Origin of the sequence: Saccharicrinis fermentans DSM 9555 = JCM 21142 (genome assembly GCF_000517085.1) — a bacterium.
Classification (GTDB): Bacteria; Bacteroidota; Bacteroidia; order Bacteroidales; family Marinilabiliaceae; genus Saccharicrinis; species Saccharicrinis fermentans.
Genome location: NZ_KI912107.1, coordinates 2,661,522 through 2,681,412, shown reverse-complemented (window position 1 = coordinate 2,681,412; position 19,891 = coordinate 2,661,522). Strand labels below are relative to the sequence as shown.

Below are 19,891 nucleotides of genomic sequence, written 5' to 3'. Positions count from 1 at the left end.
CCTTTGTTTTTTATTCCATGACAAGGGCAGAGTGGTTAAGGTTTCTTATTCTTTTCGTTTGTTCAATCTTTTTTGAATTTTTTTGATGACAGATTCGATGGATGCTTCGGGTTCAATCACATTATAATCGCCCCAAAACAGAGGGTCAGAGAATCCATCTACATGATCTTGTAAAACGATGTTGTGCTTGATCCGTTCGTTGACTTTAAACGGTCTTTCGGCTGATTTTTCCCAATCGGTCATGGCCATTTCTATGGTTGAGGTATAATAGGTGTTGAATAGTTTTTTCTTCCAGTTGATCTTAAAGGTGATTTGTCCTCTGGAATAGCCATACATATACTTTCCGTCTTGCTTGCGGTATTTTACCAGATAGCTTGCTTCGGTGGGGTATACGGTAGCTCCGGAAGGTTTGCGTTTTATAAACATGGCCGATGCCTTACTTTTATCTTCTATATTTACGCTGTAATTAGCGCTGGTGATGGCCATTGATGCTGCATCCACGTATAATTTTCCATAAAAAAGAGGCTCATTTATATATTCCTTTTGTTTAAAGTCGATGATATATATAATCTGATTGTCTACCTGGGTGATGTTATCCAGTTTGAAGTCGTAATAATCCAGGTCTTCGGTGGTGATGATGCTGTAGGGTTCCTTCATGATATCCAGCAATAAGGTTGAATAGGGGCCACCCTGTAATTTGAAAGTAATGGTGTCCATTTTTGAATAATCAGCATCTTTACGGGCCTTGTATAGCCTTAGCCCATCCTGTCGATAGTTGGAATAGGCTTGCTTGTGTACATCTATTACCGCTTCGGCCAATGATACGTAGGAGCGACGACGTTTTATGGTTTCACGATAGAAGGTAGTCATGCGTATAGGCTCCTGCATGTAGTTTTCTTTTTTATTATGTATGACTTCCCGCATAATCTGATGGGCATCTTTGGGTGCCACATTAATCTCAGAGATGGAGATGGATAAGAGATCGAGTTCTATTTTATTCTTATTGGGTTTCAAGGCTGAAAGTTGAAGACTTTGGTTTTGATAGCCCAGATAGGATACCGTAATTTTTGTGCTCGCAGGTAATTCTTTGGGAACCTTGAGAGAGAAATACCCTTCGGAGTTAGATACTGTGGCAATGTTGGTGCCCTCAATAAGGATCGTGGCAAATACCAATGGTTGGTGTGTGTCGCTGTCTGTAATCCTACCTTTATACTGCATGGTGTTTAAGGTGTCAGGTAAGATGTCTTCTCCTTCAAGATAGGATGTTGCGCAAATGGAGGTAGGGATGATGCCTATGACCAGGATAAAAATGGAGAGCAGCAACGCTGGACGAATTTTTATAAAAGAATTTTTCATGTGTGGGGTAGAATGAATCGTAGCTCGTTTCATGGCGATATTTTTTTAGTGTGACTTCCTGTTTCTGCCTATAAGACAATGCATGCTATATTTTACCCCTATTCACTGTCTTTTTTTTTATGGAAGAGAACGATCAGCGATGTCCGGTTACCTTTCACAGGATATGCGAAGGAGCGCTTGGAGTTAGTTTATGGCGCTTACTGTGCAGTCTAAACCATATTTAAAATAGTTTAACCATCTTTTCCCTCCTTACAAAAATGGGATTGTTACCTTTGTACACTTTTTTTTAGTTACTTTTTCACGATTAATATACATACATGCGAAAAGAGGGAAGAATAAATGATTTAGAATTTGAGTCTATTCCAAAGTTGCTTTGGAAATATTTTTTACCGGCATTTGCAGGGGTCATTATTAACTCCTTATATAATATCGTCGATAGGATATTTATTGGTCAAGGTGTTGATTCGTTGGCTTTGGCGGGCCTCAGTGCTATCTTTCCGGTTATGATCATCATGATGGCCTTTGGTATGCTGGTGGGTATGGGAGCCGGAGTGCGAATTTCTATTAACCTGGGTAAGAAGGATTATAAAAGGGCTGAATTGGTTTTAGGTAATGCTTTTTTGCTTATGATCATTGTCTCGGGTATTATTACTGTAGTGGGCTTTCTGATTAGTGACCCTTTGCTTCGTTTTTTTGGGGTGAATGAGCAGACCTATATGTATGCAAAAGAGTATCTGCAAATTATACTGGCCGGAACCATTTTTAATATTCTAGGGTATGCCTTAAATAATTTAATTCGTTCAGAAGGAAGTGCCAATATTGCCATGTTTTCCATGTTGATCAGTGCAGGGATGAATATTGTGCTGGATTATATTTTTATTATGAGGATGGATATGGGTGTGACGGGGGCGGCTTTAGCAACTGTTATATCGCAGGTGGTACTTACCATTTGGGTAATCGCTCATTTTAATAGCAAACGTTCTGTCATCAAACTCCGGATGAGTCGACTTAAGTTAAGTGGTGAAATTGTATGGTATATTATTAGTATTGGTTTTGCTCCATTTAGCATGCAGCTGGCTTCTAGTGCAGTATTTGGGGTTTATAATATTCAGTTGATAAAGCATGGTAGTGATATGGCCGTTGGAGCCATGGGGGTTATTATTAGTGTTACCATGTTGTTGGTGATGACGGTGATGGCCATCACCATGGCCAACCAACCTATTATTGGTTTTAATGTGGGTGCCAAAAACTATAAAAGGGTTAAGCAGACTTTGTTCATATCCATTATTTCTGCCACGGTCATCTCATTGCTTGGTTTCATCGTTGCACAGACCTTGCCAGGTCCTATTATTAAGATGTTTAACCGTGAGGATGGAGAATTGTTGGAGATTGGAGTCAAAGGCCTGCGAATATTTTTAATGGCGCTACCTTTGGTTGGTTTTCAAATTGTGATGGGCAATTATTATCAGTCCATTGGTAAAGCAGGTATCTCTGCTTTATTATCTCTGTTGCGTCAGGTGATTTTCTTAATACCATTGCTGTTGATTCTTCCACAATATTACGGACTGAAAGGGGTGTGGTTGTCTGCTCCAGCTTCCGATACCTTAGGGGCAACGGTATGTCTGTTTTTTATGGTGAATGAGTTTAGAAAGTTAAAAAAAGCCATTGCCATATCCGAAAAGCTTGCGTCGTGAGAAAAGCAAAACGAAAGTTAGTCCGAAGTCTTCATTGTGTTTGAATGGTTGCTTTTGTTGGGGAGAGGCTATTAGGTGACGAGTTGTTTCAGTAACCAGTAGTAGTGTACAAGGGCGATTAGTAGTATAAATCAACAATAAATGTTAAAATATTTTTAAATGAGAATATTCTCAATATATTTGTTGCGAGAATATTCTCAGTAATGAGATAGTTTTTAGAATATGCCAAGAAGAAAAAGATTAAGAAAGGTAGTAGCACCGCCTAAATTTCAAGGTTATAAACCTTATGGTACAACTGGTAAATCCACAGGGGCTGTTGATTTGTTATATGAAGAATATGAGGCTATTAAATTGGCAGATTATGACTTGATGAATCATCATGAGGCCGCTGTGCTAATGGGTGTTTCCAGACCCACCTTTGCAAGAATATACGAAAGTGCCCGAAGGAAAATAGCGGTGGCCTAGGTAGAGTCAAAAGAGATTAAATCGGTTTTTGGAAATGCAACATTGCTGGATAACTGGTTTATGTGTGCAAGGTGTCATGCAAAGTTCACTATGCCACCTTCGGTCATTAGTAAAGATTGCCCTATGTGCAAGGCACCTGAAATAGAATTGTTGCAGGCGGAATAGCTGCGAAAAGTATAGCAGAGTTCATATTTTTTTAATAGAGAATAATGAGATGTGACTGTGTTTTTTTCAGTAAGAAAAGTGTAGTAATAGGGGACATGATAGAAATATCAGGGTAAACTAAGCAATAAGCATGTTTTTGCACTTGAGAAGGTTGGAGTTGTTGGGAGGGGGCTTATGAGATCCATAGAAGTATAGTTTTAGACATATGAAACTGGCATGGCCAGGCCAAATAATAGTACACACAGGGTTATGACTAGTTTGGACGAGTATGATCCGATAAATGAAAATAAATTTAGACACATGAAGACAGTAATTACATCATCAGGAGAAAGTTTAGCATCGTCCTTTGATATGCGATTTGGAAGGGCTGCTTATTTCTGCGTGTTAGACCAAGAGAGTGGTCGTACCGAATTTTTGGAAAACGTCAACAAAGACGACAGTCATGGCGCAGGGACGAAGGTGGCGGAAAAATTAATAGAGATGGGTGTTAAAAAGGCCGTATCTGGCGATTTTGGTCCCAAAGCAAAGGAATTATTAGAGAAGTTCCATGTGCAGATGGTCGTGCTTCAGAATACGGGACAGTCGGTCGGTGATATTGTGAAGAAAATGAAGAATTAGTATTGGTTTGTTATGTGGATGAGGTGGTGGTTTTTTGTTTATGATCAGAATATAAGCAGAATCTACTACCTTATTTTTAATTGTAAAATTATTATTAATACTATTAAATATGAATCAAAAAGTTGCAATTCCAGTGGATAATGAGGATGTATTGGATGCCCATTTTGGGCACTGTAAATTCTTTTACATAGCGAATATAAGTGATGGAAAAGTTATTTCCACAGAAAATATTGTACCCCCTCCACATGAGCCAGGTTTGTTGCCCAAATGGTTGGCAGAGAGAGCGGTGACTGATATAGTAGCCGGAGGAATGGGACAGAAAGCCATTCAATTATTTAATGCCAATAATGTGAACGTGTTTGTGGGAGCACCCAAGCTTAAGGCCAACGAACTGGTCAATGGTTTTTTAAGTAAATCGTTAAGTTTCACAGCCAATTATTGTGATCATTAAATATGGATGCGTTATGTTCTCAGTGTCATCTTAAATCGGTGAATAAACTGATAGCAAAGTTTAAGCCTTCACGGGAGATAGCCAAGAAGATACAGGAGGAGGCCCGAAATGTATTGTCGGCTCAAGGACATTTGCCTAATCCTTATGTAGCTACTTATATGCAGCGGCTGGTGAAGGGCATGATGCAGGTGGATAATTTGTATAGTGAGGAGAAACAAAGGGCCAATGAGGTCTTGTTGTCGAATTACAAATATTGGAAGGATTATGTGTTGAATAGTGAAAATCCTTTTTTTACCGCGGTACAGCTGGCACTGGCTGGAAATGTTATTGATTATGGAGCTGATACTGTACCTGAGGATATAAATAGAGGTGTTAAGGAATTGACAAAAAAAAATTTATCGAAACAGGCGGTGTTGCAATTGGAGCATGATATCACGAAGGCAAAAAAGATACTTTATTTGGGTGATAATGCCGGTGAAATAGTTTTTGATAAATTACTCATAGAAATCATGCACCATCCGCATGTTACTTATGTGGTTAGAGGGGAGTCGGTAATAAATGATGTGACCATGGAAGATGTGGCGCAGACGGGGATAGATCAGGTTTGTCGGGTTATATCAAACGGTTATGATGCTCCATCCACTTTGTATGAATGTTGTTCTTCAGAATTTAAGAAAGCATATGATTCTGCCGATCTGATTATTTCTAAAGGACAGGGTAATTTTGAAGGATTAATGCATGCAAAACATAGCCATTTGTATTTTTTGCTGATGGCGAAATGTAAACCTATTGCTCAGATGTTACATGTAGCAAAAGGTGATTTGGTGATTAAAAAATATAGATAATGGCGTATAAAATTGCGATAGCGAGCGGCAAGGGCGGAACAGGAAAGACGACCGTGGCTGTGAGTTTATATAAAATGTTGTGCCGGGAATTGGAGGGGCAGATTCGTTTGGTGGATTGTGATGTAGAAGAGCCCAATGATTCAATTTTCTTTCCGGAAGCAAAGAAAGTGTCTGAGGAAGAAGTGCGTCAACGTATCCCTAAAATAAATGTGGCTGACTGTACTTTTTGTCGTCAATGTGCCGACTACTGCGAGTTTAATGCCATCGTGGTGTTGCCATCGGCGGGTTTTGCCGAGGTAAATTCTTCTTTATGTCATTCCTGTGGAGCTTGTCTTGAAGCATGTAATTATGGTGCCATCACCGAATACGATCAAGTTATCGGCAAAGTATCTTGCTATCAAACATCAGTGGGGGAAGGATTGATGGAGGGGAGACTAAAAATTGGCTCGGCCATGCAAACCTTGCTCATCAAAGAGCTCAAGAAAAAAGTACCTTTAAATGTTGAGATGATTCTTTATGACGCGCCTCCAGGTACCAGTTGTTCAGTGGTAGAAACAACCAACGATAGTGATTATGTGTTGCTGGTGACAGAGCCTACTCCTTTTGGTTTACATGATTTGAAATTGACTGTGGATTTGATGAAGGAATTGGGCAAAGACTTTGGTGTAATCATCAATAAGGCAGGGATGGGAAATGATGATGTTTATCGTTTTGTGGAGGAGAATGCGATTGATTTGGTAGGGGAAATTCCATTTGTGAGTGCGTTTGCTTCCTGTTATGCCCAAGGGAATTTGGTGGAAGACATGCCAATGGAAATAACGGATGCCTTCAATGCTATTGTGGAAAAATTGCGACATAGATTATTGGTGGATAAAGTCAGTCTGTAAAGTAATGAATCGCGATTGTTAAATCATCGGAGAATTCGTTTTATTGAAGAACTTCATTTGGACATTGAAAGATAAATTTAATCTTATGAAAGAGATAACCATACTGAGCGGTAAAGGCGGAACGGGAAAGACAACCGTTACAGCGGCCTTGGCCTCACTAGCCGGTAATGCTGTGCTGTGCGATAATGATGTGGATGCCGCTGATTTACATTTGATTTTGGATCCTAAGATACAAGAAGAGCATGTGTATGAAGGAGCATGGCAGGCTAGTATTCATCAGGACGAGTGCGAGCAATGCCAACTTTGTATGGAGAAGTGTCGTTTTGATGCTATTCATCTTAATAAGGAGGGCTATCCCGAAGTGAATCCTTTTCAGTGTGAAGGATGTCGGCTTTGTGAGCGTATCTGTCCGGCCCAAGCTATTACATCGGTTCAAAGTAAAAATAACCATTGGTTTGTTTCTTCTACGCGGTTTGGATCCATGGTGCATGCTAAAATGGGACCTGGAGAGGAAAATTCTGGTAAACTGGTTTCGGTGGTACGCAAAAAAGCGAAGGAGATCGCAACTGAAAATACAGCGGATTTTATTATCAATGACGGACCTCCGGGCATTGGTTGTTCGGCCATTTCAGCTTTGTCAGGAACAGACTTGGTTGTGTTGGTTACTGAACCTTCGAAATCAGGTTTGTATGATGCCAAGAGATTGGTGGAATTGGCGCAGTCGTTTGATATTCCTATTGGAGGAGTGATTAATAAGGAAGATATCAATACGGAAATGAGTGACGAGATTGTTGCTTTTTTTGCATCTAAACATATACCGCTGTTGGCAAAAATTCCTTTTAACAAGGAGGTGGTGAAAGCTATGGTGAAAGGAGAAACCATTACAGAGTTTAATGATCATTCGGTGATGGCGCAATGTATCCATCACATATGGAATGCGGTTAAACAAGACGACTTTTGGCTGAAGCCATCAGAAATAGAAAGTGGTAAATAGTCTTTGCAAGAAAATTTCAAATACTGCGTTATTCTCATTTTTGAAACAGTCATTTACAATCAGTAAACTTCTTGGTTTCAAAAATATAGAAAGCCTTGTCTCTGAAGCTTTCTTGTCAAAGACAGAAAAAACAGTAGTTTTTTTGCAGCCACTAAATAGAAAGTGTAGTAGAATAGTAAATGAAGATTTCAAGATATTATGATAGTAGATCATTTTCAAATTAGGCCTCGCTATAACGAAGTAGATAGGATGGGATATGTGTATCACGCCAATCATGTTACGTATTGTCATCAAGCACGTACTGAGTTAATGCGTAAGTATGAGTTGCATGACGATTTATTAGAGAAGAAAGGGTATATGTTACCTGTTATCTCCTTTCATATTGAATATAAAACGCCGGCCAGGTATGATGAAGTGTTGACCATAACAACCAAGATATGCGAATTGCCGAGGGTTCGGTTTTGTATGGAGTTTGAAATAAAAAATAGTGATGGTAAAATTGTTAGCAAAGGAACATCTGAAGTAGTCTTTGTGGATAAAGAATCAAGATTGCCGATGGCAGTACCTGAATTCGCCCGACAACGTTTATCAAGGGCTTTTGTGGACGATCTCATAGGTCAAAGAGCAGCCCATTGTTAAGATATTGGTAAAGCACAGTTTTACTCCATTCTAGCCAATTCAATTTTCTGGGTTTCCAAACATTGTGGCTTTCCTGAGGTTTTTTATTATTTGATAAAATGCTTTGTTTTTACTTCAGGAAATGCTGCAATGTTTTTTTTGTTTTGGGAGTTGTTGTTCAATATCGAAATGACTTTAAGTAAAACAAAAGTAGTTACAACTTTATTCAAGAACTCTCATCTAAAGAATATATTTCATTAATGAACAAAGCTATCAGTTAATGAACCGCAGGGTTGGCCAGAACAATAGCCCTGGGGATGGCCTTAATGAGAATCCTTTTATTAGAGAATGTATTTTTCGGATTTAAATCACATTTACTTCTTTTTCAATCTCTATTCCAAATTTACTTTTTACTGATTGCTGTATTTCAGCAGCTAGGGTAAGTATTTCGTTGCCGTTGGCCTTACCTGTTTTGTTAATGAGTACCAATGCTTGTTTATCGTGCACAGCCACATTGCCCATTGCTTTACCTTTCCAGCCACTTTGGTCAATCATCCAGGCCGCTGGAATTTTAGTATGTTGATTATCTACTACGTAATAAGGTGCTTCGGGAAATGCAGCCAGTATTTTGGCAGCTGTGTCTTTGTCCACTACGGGGTTTTTAAAGAAGCTTCCTGCATTTCCTGTTGTTTGTGGATCGGGTAATTTGGACTCTCTGATATGGACAATAGCTTTTCTTACATTGGCAAGGTTGGTTTCACCTAGCTTTTCCAGTTCCTCGTTGATGCCTCGATAATCGGTTTTTAGGATTCCCTGTTTGTGCAATAGAAACTGAACAGATGTGATAATGGTTTTGCCTTTTAACCCATTCTTAAAAATACTGTTTCGGTAAGAGAATTTGCATTCTTTATTTTTAAAGCTGAAGGGTTCCAGTGTGTCCAGATAAATGCCATTTACCTGGGTGATCACGTCCATTACTTCCACTCCATATGCTCCTATATTTTGCACAGGACAAGCCCCCACATTACCAGGTATCAAGGATAGGTTCTCAATGCCAAAGTAACCTTTTTCAACACTCCACTGAACAAAGTGATCCCAGTCTACACCAGCCCCTATTTCTACCCATATGCTTTGTTCGTTTTCATCGATAAGCCTGATGGATTGTATATCGGGTTTAATAATAAGACCTTTGAAATCTGACTTAAAGAGCACATTGCTTCCTGCGCCTAGAACAAAGAGTGGGAGATCTTTAAATTTTATATCACTTAATACCTCAATAATCTCCTCCTCATTTTGTGGTGCCGAAAAGTAATCGGCGTAGATGTCAAAATGAAAAGAGTTATGCTGTTTTAGTGAAAAATGTTCCTGTATTATCATGATTGAGATGACTTTTTAGAGTCGGTATAATATTGTTGAGAATAGTGGCCATATCCACCGTTGTCTTTTGATATGTTGTTGAATATGATACCCATGTGGGCTATTTTTTCTTCTGTGAGACTTTGATGTGTGTGTTTAAATTGTTCTTTGATGGTTTTGTTTTCTCTGACTACAAATAAATTGCAGTTACTGTGTTCCATTAGCAATCTGGCGTCTGCAACAATACCAATGGGGGGTGAGTCTATCACGATCACATCAAACTCTTCTTTAAGTTGACTAAAAAGTTTTTTTGTATTGCAGCAAGAAATCAGTTCCGAAGGGTTGGGAGGGATTTCTCCTGAAGGTATGATGGTTAAGTGCTTAATACTTTCTGTGTATTTAATTTCATCTAGCTTGGCATGTCCTGCTAAATAATGTGAAAGACCTGTATGTTTTTGGTGATTAAAGAGTTCGGTGAGTCTAGGTTTTCTGAGATCAAAACCTAACAGTGTAGTCTTTTTACCAGAAATGGCAAATATAGCAGCCAGGTTGAGTGCGCAAAATGTTTTACCTTCACCCATTCCGGTGGAAGTAATGCATAAAACCAGTTTATCGTCTGGAGGAGTCATGTATTTGAGTTTGGTTCTTAGGGCGCGGAAGGACTCTGAGATAATAGACAAGGGTTCAGATTCGATGACAATTCTGCTGGTGCCTTTGTATTCAGGAATATAGCCTAGAATAGGAGTTTGGGGTGCCAAGGCGTTTAGGTCATTTTTATCTCTTATTTTGTTATTCAGGTATTCTTTTAAAACAACAATGGCCACGGGGAATAAGAGGGCCAGAAACAATGCTTGTCGGTTGTTTTTGGATTTGTTGGGTGATACGATGCCTGTGATGCTAGCATCATCCAGTATTTCATTGTCTCCCGTGTTAGAAGCCTTGGTGATTTTTGTTTCCGACTGTTTTTGTAATAAAAAGGTGTAAATAGCATTGTTCAGGTTGTAACTTCGCTCGATATCCAGGTACGCCAACTCTGTTTCGGGTAAATTGTTTATTTTAGTAATCGCCCGATCCATTTGGGCGGTTATTTTTTCTTTTTGAATGGCTATGTTTTTTAAAATTTTACGCAGAGCTAGTAATAAGTTTTGCTTGCTGACTTCAATTTTTTTGTCTAGTTCGGTCAAAAGGGGATTATCTTTGTTGGTTTGAGACTCCAGTAGCGAGCGCTCGTTATGAAGAGACAACAGTTCGGTAACAAAGGTGGTAACAAAGCTGTTGGCATCCAGAGAAAATGCAGGCAGCAGATAATCATCGCTAAGCGGATCGTTTACCAAGTGTTTAGAAAGGGTATTGTAATAGTTCTCGCGTACTCCCAGCTGACTCATCTCTTTTTCAAGTTCGAAATATTGTCCTGTCAGTCGTTCAGATAACTCGGTAGGCGCATTGAAAATGTGTTGTCGTCGGAATTCCATCATTTTCCGTTGCGTTGCGCGCAGACTGTCAGCGACTTCCTTCAACTGTGTTTCTATAAAGGCAATGGTCTGTTCGGCAATCTCATTTTTTCTTTCCAGACTTTGTTCCAAGTAAATATTGGTTACGGCACTTAAGAAGGTGTTTATTCTTTGTGTATTGGTACCCGTGGCTGAGATGTATATAATAGAACTTCCTTCTTTGTATGGACTCACTGATATCCTGTGACGATAGCTGGATGCCAGCCAATCGTGGGAGCGGAAATAAAAGTAATAGTCCACATCAGGAACGGCGCCAGCTTTACTGTCAATTTTAAAATGACAGAAAGGAGTTATTATTTCGTCGCCCAGTTGGATGGTTTTGCTAAAGGTAATAGGACCTGAGCCCCCATGGCTTTCTTCGTCTTTGTATGTGTGCAGTGCTGCATTTTCGGTGTTGATTTCAATCTTTATTTGTGTTGCACTGACAGGTTCGATGTATATGGGGGTATTTAGGAGCTGTACATGAGAGGAGTCAAAGGATATGACATAGGGACTTTTGTGGTACATATCCATGTCTTTAAACAGACCATCGCTATAGATCTCCACGCCAAAGTCTAACTGATCCATCACCCGTTTAACTATTTTTTTAGATCTTAATATGATCGTCTGGTTTTCGATGCTCTTTGTTTCAGGAGAAAGCCCAAATCCCTCGATGATACCGGCACCAGAGATGGTTCGACGTTCATCGCTTTTCATCATAACAGTCACCGAGCCTTTGTAAATTACGGGGGTGTAACGGTGGTATAGGTGCGTTAAGCCAACAAAAAAAGGAAAAGATATCAAAAAAAGATACCAATTCTTCTTAGCCAGTAGAACAATCTTCCGAAAATCAGGAAGTGTATTTGAAACTGTTTGCGGGTGGGAATATGAGGTATTGGGGTTGTTTTTGTCCACGTCATTTAATTTTGAAAAGGTTCAAAAGATTATAGACTGTAAAAGGACTGTACGTCAACCTTTAAGCTGTCTAAGGCTTTTTTAACATGATAGGCTGCGCCATTGGGGTATTGCTCTAAAATAGTTTTGCCCAAGGCTATGGAGGGGTTTTCTGGTTTTACCATACTTGCAGAAATGTTTACTGTACGAATCATTTCTTCTTTGGCATTGCGAACCAGTGTCCATGTGGAAGGAGGCAGGTGTACCTGCATGGCCATATTGTGCTCATATTCTGTTCTGATGGCGGCTAAAAGGGCTGCTTGTAGTTCCTTTACGGTTGAGGTGTTTGGTTGCTCGCGTATTACAATGGACTCTGCGCTAATTCTTTCCAGAAAAAGGGTCAGTCTTTCATAGGCCACTATTCTTAAAGGTAAAGCATCTTTACGTTGCCCTATAAGCAATTCCTGCTTTCTCCTGTCGTTTTCGCTTTTTAAAAACCATCTGACCAATAGTAAGGTGAAAATTAAAACTACCAAACTTGGCACTGTATATTTCATCAGTTCAAGAAAATCATCCATAATATTGAAAAATATTATTTTTGAGAATTAAAATTAATAATCGGTGAAAATAATGGTAATTGCATTGATTTGCAACCATAGCGAACGATACTTCGCACATTCAGGTTAAAATATTTATGCTGATGGGCTATGTTATAAACTAAATATGCCATGATTGGCTTGAATGAGAGAAGTAATTTTTATTTTTGTGCACCAATAAGCACGGGTTGTCAGTCTGAATAATCATGGTTTTAGACCCGGGTATCCATAAAATATGTATATGTATATATCAGAAAGATTAGCTAATGTAAACGAATCGGCCACATTGGCCATGTCCCAAAAAAGCAGAGATTTGCAAGCGCAGGGTCACGATGTTATTAATTTGAGCATTGGACAGCCAGACTTTAATACACCCGATCATATTAAGGAGGCCGCCAAAAAAGCCATTGATGATAACTATTCTAAGTATACGCCTGTTGCTGGCTTGCCTGTCATCCGGGAGGCCGTATGTGCCAAGTTGAAGCGAGACAACGATTTGCTGTATAAACCTTCGCAAATAGTGGTGTCCAATGGTGCTAAGCAGTCCATTGCCAATATCATTCTTAGCATGGTTGGACCTGGTGATGAGGTGATTATTCCAGCACCTTATTGGGTGAGTTACATCGAGATTGTGAATCTGGCCCAAGGAAAGAATGTGATTGTGGAGGCTGGCTTAGATCAGGATTTTAAGATTACTCCTGCACAGTTGGAAGCAGCCATTCGCCCACAAACCAAAGCTTTTTTATTTAGCTCGCCTTCTAATCCTACCGGCAGCATATATACAAAAGAGGAGTTGCGGGCATTGGCAGATGTGTTTGTTAAGTATCCGCATGTGGTTATAATATCTGACGAAATATACGAATTAATTACCTTTGGTGGTACGCATGAGAGTATTGCACAGTTTGAAGAATTAAAAGACCGGGTTGTGGTGGTTAATGGGGTCTCAAAAGGCTATGCGATGACAGGTTGGAGGATAGGTTATCTGGCCGCTCCTCAGTCTATTGCAGACGCTTGTGTTAGATTACAAGGACAGTATACCTCCGGAGCTTGTGCTGTGTCGCAAGTGGCGTCAGCTGCTGCATTGACGCAAACGCAGAAGCCGTCTCTGGAAATGAAAGAGGTGTTTTTGCGCCGAAGAGATTTGGTGGTGAAGATGGCCAGGGAGATTGATGGTCTGAAGATAAATGTGCCTCAGGGAGCGTTTTATCTTTTTCCGGAAGTGGATAATTATTTTGGTAAGTCGTATGCTGGTTATACCATCGGTACTGCTACTGATTTAGCAAACTATTTGTTGGAAACCGTATTTGTAGCCACGGTTTCAGGAGAAGCGTTTGGTAGTCCTAAGTGTTTGCGTTTTTCCTATGCTACATCGGATGAAAAGTTGGTGGAAGCCATGAGCAGGATTAAAGGTGCGCTGGATAAGTTGGCTTAAGGAAGGAATTGTGATTTTGGCTGTTAGTGATTCGGTTGCTAACAGCCAAAAATAATGTCTATACAGGTTATTTTAAAATATATTTTTCTACCACTTCGGCTACGCCATCGTTGTTGTTGGAGGCCACAATGACATTGGCCCTATCTCTTAATTCGGGCGTAACATTATCTACCCATACACCCAGACCGGCATACTCAATCATGGATAAATCATTTCCAGCATTGCCAACGGCAATAATTTCTTCGGGTTGAATGTCTAATTTGCCGGCTAGTCGTTGAATGCTGGCTGCTTTGTCAATTCCTTTGGGCATTACTTCCAAAAAGAAGGGCTTGGAGATGGCTACGCTTAGATGCTGCTTGGCTTTTTTAAGTTTGGATTCAAAGTCCTTTAGACGAATGGGGTCGTCCAGTAGGATGCACTTTACTGCAGATTGGTTTATTTCGCTTTTAAAACAGCTTACTTTGTTGATAGTAAGACCTGTTAAGTCTTTTTCTATATCGATGTATTTTGATTCGGTATCGCTTACAATTTGGTTGTCTTTGTAGGTAAGGATATGAAGATGATGCTCGCGACTGTAATCGTGTAATTCATGAATCTCATCCTTGCTTAGTGTTTGTTCAAAAATTACCAGCTTGTTTTTGGTGTCGGTGATAATGGCTCCATTGTACGAAATAATGTACGAACCATATTTGGCGAGCTCCAGCTCGTTGGCATATTGCATGATGGCTTGTGTAGGTCTGCCAGATGCTAAAACTACTAATACGCCTTGCTCCTGCGCTTCCATCAGGCGGGCTTTGTTTCTTTCTGAAATTTTGTAATCATCTGTTAAAAGCGTGTCGTCTAAATCTAACACCAGCATCTTGTAAGTCATCATTCATTATTTTTGAGGTGGCAAAAATAGAAAAATGTTTGTGGTTAGAATCAATTAGGTATACATTTAAATGTATTTAAGATCTGATTTTTATCGAACTGAAAAACAAGGAGCTAAAAAGAAAGTTCGCTTATGATGGACAAGGCTTGATAAACAATAGTTTGCAGATCGTTTTAAATTAGTTAATTTTGCGTACTGGTAGATACCAGTAGGTAAAAAGGTTCATGGTAAAAAAAATCATAAAGATATCAGCAGCGCATACGCAGGCAAAATACCGGCAGATTATACAATCGGTTATAAATTCAATTGCCGATGGCGTTATTAAAAAAGGAGATAAGGTTCCTTCAATCAATGAGATAGCTAATGAATATAACCTTTCGAGAGATACGGTTATGTTGGCTTTTAACGAATTGAAAGCAAGGGGGATCTTAGGAGCTGTTCCCGGAAAGGGATATTTCGTAGAGAGTGATAACATCGGCATCGAAAAGAGAGTGCTATTGTTGTTTGATGAATTAAATACATTTAAGGAAGAGTTATATAATTCATTTTTGGAAAGTATGTCCAGTGATACTCAAGTAGATATTTATTTTCATCATTTTGATATACATGTTTTTTCTTCATTGATTAAAGAACGGGTGGGTAAGTATTCTGCCTATGTGATTATGCCGGCAAATTTATCAGGTATTCTTCCGATGGTTCAGTTGTTGCCGCAGGATAAGGTATATATATTGGATAGAAAGGTGGATGAACTTGTGGGTTATCCTGTGATATACCAGTCGTTTGATGAAGATATGTACAATGGCTTAAATGCGGGTTATGAATTACTGACTAAATATCATAAAATGATATTGGCCTATCCTGGAGGAAAAGAACCAGAAGGCTTTTTAATTGGGTTTAAACGCTTTTGTGAGGATAAGAATTTGGACTACGATGTGTATGATCAGATCAAAGGCAGACCCATAAAAAAAGGAGAGGTATATATATTGCCATCCGATAGGAATTTGATTAACCTCGTGAAACGATGCTGGGAGAAGGGCTGGAAGTTAGGTGAGGATGTAGGTGTTATATCCATTAATGAATCAGCATTAAAAGAGGTGGTTGCCAATGGTATATCTACCATATCAACAGACTTTAAACAAATGGGAAAGACCCTGGCCGATTTTGTAGAAAATAAAAAGACAGGAGAGGTGAAAAATATCTCGAAGTTTACGCAGCGTAATTCCTTATAAATACGCTTACAGCTACGTACAGGACTGGTTTTATTTAAGTTTGCTTTGTTTCTTAGCTTAAAAAAGTGTTGTTTTTTGTTTGTGGAATAAAAATAAAGTGTAAATTTGCCTACCAGTACCTACCAGTTGAGAGGTAGCAGGAATAGATTTCTAGTTTCAAGTATATAAACCATTGTAACTAAATTAAAGAATAGAATGGCACAATTTAACATGGAGGATCATCCTCACAAAAGGCTAAATGTATTAACGGGAGAGTGGGTTTTAGTATCTCCGCATAGGGCCAAGCGTCCTTGGCAAGGTCAGGTTGAAAAAGTATCGGAGGAGAAGAGACCGGAATACGATCCTAAGTGTTACCTATGTCCGGGCAACGAGCGTATTGGTGGTCACATGAATCCGTCATATACAGAGCCCTATGTTTTTGTAAATGATTTTTCTGCACTATTAAGTGATACTCCTGAGGGAGGCGTTGATGAAGGATTGTTTCAGGCAAGAAGTGAAAGTGGTATTTGTAAAGTAATTTGTTTTTCTCCTCGCCACGATTTAACGGTTCCGGAAATGGAAGTATCCGAAATTAAAAAAGTGGTTGACTTATGGGCGCAGGAGTATAAGTCGATTGGAGAAAACGACTTTGTTAATTACGTTCAAATATTTGAAAATAAAGGAAGTGTGATGGGATGTAGTAATCCACACCCACACGGACAAATATGGTCTAACAGCACCATTCCTAATGAACCTGCTAAAAAACAGGTAAAAATGAAAGAGTACTTCCAAAAGAATGGAAAGAGTCTGTTGGGTGATTATTTGGCTGCTGAGTTAGAGAAGAAGGAACGTATTCTTTTTGAGAACGAGCATTTTGTAGGCTTGGTTCCTTATTGGGCTGTGTGGCCATTTGAAGCTATGATTGTGAGTAAACGTCATGTTTCAAATTTAACAGAATTGACAGAAGAAGAAAAAGAAGCATTTGCGAGTGCCTATAAGGAATTAACGGTGATGTATGATAATCTTTTTGAGGTGTCATTCCCTTATTCGGCTGGTATTCATCAGGCTCCAACGGATGGTGAGGATCATCCGGAATGGCATTTGCATATGAGTTTTTATCCACCATTGTTGCGTTCAGCAACCGTGAAGAAGTTTATGGTAGGTTATGAAATGTTGGGTACTCCTCAACGTGATATAACTGCCGAAACAAGTGCAAAAAGGCTTCGTGACCTGTCTAAGGTTCATTATAAGCACAGGTAGTTTTTTGGTTTTAGAGTAAAAGGGGTTGCTGTGGTAGGTAACCCCTTTTTGCTTATAGGGATTTTTCTTTTGGTGGAAGAAGGAGGGAGAGTTGTTGAAGTTGTTAGCTTGTTAGGTCGTTAGCTTGTTAGATTGGCGAGCCGGTAAAGTCGTGGAGTTGTTAAAGTCGTGGAGTTGTTATAGTTGTGTTTCTCATTTAATAAATATCTTCCATTAATGTACAAAGCTATCAATTAATGAACCGCAGGGCAGGCCAGAACAATAGCCGTGGCCGGCGGTGGCGAGAGAGCTTCAAGGGCGCACTTGAGGTGGTTGTGCGCCGGACGGAATTGGAGCTCGATGTAGGGGAGGTAGTGATCTATTGTTCTAGACCTTTTTGGTTCTTTTTATGGCAATGATAAAAAGAACAATTATGGAAATTAAAGGAGCAAGATATATGTCATATAAGAAGAGATATTACTCTCGATTTACAAACTATAGCTTCCCATTTATAGATAATATTCGATTAAAAAACAAATAGTTACAATTTATCCATAACCATATTTCGTAATTCTCAATCAATAAGTAATCCCCATTTAAATATCCAACTATCAGTTAATGAACCGCAGGGTTGGCCAGAACAATAGCCCCGGGGCCGGTGGTGGCGAGAAGCTTGAAGTTGGCGAGTTGTTGAAGTTGGTAAAGTTTTTAGCTTTTTAGTTTGTTAGGTTGGCGAGCCGGTAAAGTCGTGGAGTTGTTGAAGTTGTATTTCTCATTTAATAGATACCTTCCATTCGTATATGGAACTATCAGTAAAAGACCGCAGGGCAGGCCAGAACAATAGCCGTGGCCGGCGTTGGCGAGAAGTTTTCCTGGGCGCACTTGAGGTGGTAGTGCGGTTGGCCTATCGCGAAAGAAGTGTGTGCCGGACGGAAAGGAAAGCTGATGTAGGGGAGGTAGTGATCTATTGTTCTAGACCTTTTTGGTTCTTTTTATGGCAATGATAAAAAGAACAATTATGGAAATTAAAGGAGCAAGATATATGTCATATAAGAAGAGATATTACTCTCGATTTACAAACTATAGCTTCCCATTTATAGATGATATTCGATTGAAAAACAAATAGTTACAATTTATCCATAACCATATTTCGTAATTCTCAATCAATAAGTAATCCCCATTTAAATATCCAACTATCAGTTAATGAACCGCAGGGTAGGCCAGAACAATAGCCCCGGGGCCGGCGCTGGCGAGAGGCTTGAAGTTGGCGAGTTGTTAAGTTGTTGAAGTTGGCGAGTTGTTGAAGTTGGTAAAGTTTTTAGCTTTTTAGCTTGTTAGGTTGGCGAGCCGGTAAAGTCGTGGAGTTGTTGAAGTTGTATTTCTCATTTAATAGATACCTTCCATTCGTATATGGAACTATCAGTAAAAGACCGCAGGGCAGGATAGAACAATAGCCCCGGGGACGGAATTGGAGCTCGATGTAGGGGGAGGTAGTGATCTATTGTTCTAGACCTTTTTGGTCCTTTTTATGGCAATGATAATGACGAAGTTATCATGAGGGCCTTTAAAAATAAACCTCCCCGAATAAAAAGGACATTAACGGAAGTTTCAAAAGCAAGCAATGTACCATGTGCGTAGTAAAACATAGTTCACTCTAAAGCGATGATTGTTTTTAAATTGCAAGCGATAAGATATTCTCATCTTAGGACCCGTTATGCCTCGTCTCAGAACTCAGAAAAGCCTTCTTTTATTGCTATTTCAGCGCTCATAACGAAGTTCTAATACATCATCCGGGTGCAATACAAAAGTAAAGGATTTCATAAGGCAATTCAGAGGTATTGTTGATGTAAAGTTCTTTTCGATCAGGTTAACAAAGATATTTGCATGACAACTATAAATAACATTTATATCCAACTTTTGGCACTGACCCGATATTACTCTCGCTTTGTAAACTATAATTTCCATTTTTCAGACCATACTCAAGTAAAACAGAATTAATTACAATTTATAAAGCCTGTTGCTGTCACACGATTGTATGCAATTGTGCGACAGCATTTGGATTGTTTTCTAGCCAAAGGATTCCTCCTGTGGTGGTATTTTTGATTGTTTTTAATAACTGAATAAGAATGACTTAGAATATGAACTGCCAGATACTGACTGTTGATACATCGGATAATACAAACACGGACATTTCATGGAGAGTTATCGGATCTAAGAAAGTAACTTGTTTTCAAGTAAAAGCCTTCAAAAATGAGTCAACAGAATACATGTGTGTTATCGGTCTATCCATTCCTTAAAGCTTTTGGCTTTTATCTTGCTCACTATCATTTTTTTGTCGCTTCGAGGGATGGTTTTCACAACCAGCTTTCCGTTGAAGTAAGGTTCAAAACGCTCTATGCTATCAATATTTACGGTATATTGTCTGTTTATGCGAAAGAACATGGCGGGATCTAATTCGTCCACCAAGGTTTTCATGTTAGAATCAATATGATATTCACTATTGTTGAACCCTACTGCATATAATATATCTCCACTGATATGGAAGTAGGCAACCTCTTGAATTGGAACAATGATAAATGAGTTTCCTTTGTTCACCAAGAGTCTTAATCTGTATCTGCGTTTGTTTTCATAAAGCATTGGATGCATCAGGGGAACTGTGGCAGAGGATAGATCATTCATGTGTATAATTCTCATATGGATAGATAATTATAA

17 protein-coding genes are annotated in these 19,891 nt (G+C 39.3%); 11 read left to right on the top strand and 6 right to left on the bottom strand.

The window, feature by feature from the left end; translation table 11 throughout:
- Nucleotides 1-45 precede the first annotated feature (45 nt).
- A complete protein-coding gene (locus tag CYTFE_RS0110670; protein WP_235208335.1) occupies nt 46-1,389 on the bottom strand; it encodes a carboxypeptidase-like regulatory domain-containing protein in 1,344 nt (447 codons plus the stop codon).
- A gap of 284 nt (nt 1,390-1,673) precedes the next feature.
- Between CYTFE_RS0110670 and CYTFE_RS0110665 the strand changes: the two genes are divergently transcribed.
- The 8 genes from CYTFE_RS0110665 to CYTFE_RS26120 all read left to right on the top strand — a co-directional run bounded on the left by CYTFE_RS0110665 (nt 1,674) and on the right by CYTFE_RS26120 (nt 8,114).
- A complete protein-coding gene (locus CYTFE_RS0110665; protein ID WP_044214155.1) occupies nt 1,674-3,050 on the top strand; it encodes an MATE family efflux transporter in 1,377 nt (458 codons plus the stop codon).
- A 222-nt stretch (nt 3,051-3,272) separates the two neighbouring features.
- On the top strand, nt 3,273-3,515 hold the full coding sequence (locus CYTFE_RS31135; protein WP_235208336.1) for a DUF134 domain-containing protein: 243 nt from the start codon (nt 3,273-3,275) through the stop codon (nt 3,513-3,515).
- A gap of 414 nt (nt 3,516-3,929) precedes the next feature.
- Complete coding sequence (locus CYTFE_RS0110655) at nt 3,930-4,298, top strand: NifB/NifX family molybdenum-iron cluster-binding protein (RefSeq protein WP_235208337.1); 369 nt, start codon at nt 3,930-3,932, stop codon at nt 4,296-4,298.
- 109 nt (nt 4,299-4,407) lie between these two features.
- Nucleotides 4,408-4,749, top strand: coding sequence for a NifB/NifX family molybdenum-iron cluster-binding protein (locus tag CYTFE_RS0110650; RefSeq protein WP_027471770.1), 342 nt, complete (start codon nt 4,408-4,410; stop codon nt 4,747-4,749).
- A gap of 2 nt (nt 4,750-4,751) precedes the next feature.
- Nucleotides 4,752-5,594 carry a damage-control phosphatase ARMT1 family protein gene (locus CYTFE_RS0110645; RefSeq protein ID WP_027471769.1) on the top strand — a complete coding sequence of 281 codons (843 nt, stop codon included), beginning with the start codon at nt 4,752-4,754 and terminating at the stop codon, nt 5,592-5,594.
- The gene (locus CYTFE_RS0110640; protein ID WP_027471768.1) at nt 5,594-6,481 is read left to right on the top strand and encodes a P-loop NTPase; all 888 of its coding nucleotides are present in this window, start codon (nt 5,594-5,596) and stop codon (nt 6,479-6,481) included. Before CYTFE_RS0110645 ends, CYTFE_RS0110640 begins: the two co-directional genes overlap by 1 nt.
- Nucleotides 6,482-6,566: 85 nt before the next feature.
- Complete coding sequence (locus tag CYTFE_RS0110635; RefSeq protein WP_027471767.1) at nt 6,567-7,475, top strand: ATP-binding protein; 909 nt, start codon at nt 6,567-6,569, stop codon at nt 7,473-7,475.
- A 198-nt stretch (nt 7,476-7,673) separates the two neighbouring features.
- Complete coding sequence (locus tag CYTFE_RS26120) at nt 7,674-8,114, top strand: acyl-CoA thioesterase (protein WP_044214157.1); 441 nt, start codon at nt 7,674-7,676, stop codon at nt 8,112-8,114.
- Between the two features lie 342 nt (nt 8,115-8,456).
- Here CYTFE_RS26120 and murB read toward each other — a convergent pair whose 3' ends face one another.
- From murB to CYTFE_RS0110615, 3 genes are read right to left on the bottom strand one after another with little or no spacing between them, the layout of a single operon-like run.
- Entirely contained in the window at nt 8,457-9,470 is a 1,014-nt protein-coding gene (gene murB / locus CYTFE_RS0110625; protein ID WP_027471766.1) for a UDP-N-acetylmuramate dehydrogenase, read from the bottom strand.
- Entirely contained in the window at nt 9,467-11,854 is a 2,388-nt protein-coding gene (locus CYTFE_RS0110620; protein WP_027471765.1) for a GumC family protein, read from the bottom strand. The genes murB and CYTFE_RS0110620 overlap by 4 nt, the downstream gene beginning before the upstream one ends.
- A gap of 29 nt (nt 11,855-11,883) precedes the next feature.
- Complete coding sequence (locus CYTFE_RS0110615) at nt 11,884-12,411, bottom strand: DUF7935 family protein (RefSeq protein WP_027471764.1); 528 nt, start codon at nt 12,409-12,411, stop codon at nt 11,884-11,886.
- 259 nt (nt 12,412-12,670) lie between these two features.
- On the opposite strand from CYTFE_RS0110615, the gene CYTFE_RS0110610 reads away from it, so the two are divergent.
- Nucleotides 12,671-13,861 carry a pyridoxal phosphate-dependent aminotransferase gene (locus tag CYTFE_RS0110610; protein WP_027471763.1) on the top strand — a complete coding sequence of 397 codons (1,191 nt, stop codon included), beginning with the start codon at nt 12,671-12,673 and terminating at the stop codon, nt 13,859-13,861.
- Between the two features lie 67 nt (nt 13,862-13,928).
- On the opposite strand, the gene CYTFE_RS0110605 is transcribed toward CYTFE_RS0110610, so the two are convergent.
- Nucleotides 13,929-14,735, bottom strand: a complete 807-nt coding sequence (locus CYTFE_RS0110605; protein ID WP_200871450.1) for a Cof-type HAD-IIB family hydrolase — start codon at nt 14,733-14,735, stop codon at nt 13,929-13,931.
- Between the two features lie 221 nt (nt 14,736-14,956).
- Between CYTFE_RS0110605 and CYTFE_RS0110600 the strand changes: the two genes are divergently transcribed.
- Both CYTFE_RS0110600 and CYTFE_RS0110595 read left to right on the top strand, forming a co-directional pair.
- Nucleotides 14,957-15,961: a GntR family transcriptional regulator gene (locus tag CYTFE_RS0110600; protein ID WP_044214158.1), complete on the top strand. Its 1,005-nt coding sequence runs from the start codon at nt 14,957-14,959 to the stop codon at nt 15,959-15,961.
- Nucleotides 15,962-16,156: 195 nt separating this feature from the next.
- Nucleotides 16,157-17,200: a UDP-glucose--hexose-1-phosphate uridylyltransferase gene (locus CYTFE_RS0110595; protein WP_027471760.1), complete on the top strand. Its 1,044-nt coding sequence runs from the start codon at nt 16,157-16,159 to the stop codon at nt 17,198-17,200.
- A gap of 2,253 nt (nt 17,201-19,453) precedes the next feature.
- Here the strand turns inward: CYTFE_RS0110595 and CYTFE_RS26115 are convergent.
- Nucleotides 19,454-19,873, bottom strand: coding sequence for a LytR/AlgR family response regulator transcription factor (locus tag CYTFE_RS26115; protein ID WP_081735968.1), 420 nt, complete (start codon nt 19,871-19,873; stop codon nt 19,454-19,456).
- Between the last annotated feature and the right edge of the window lie 18 nt (nt 19,874-19,891).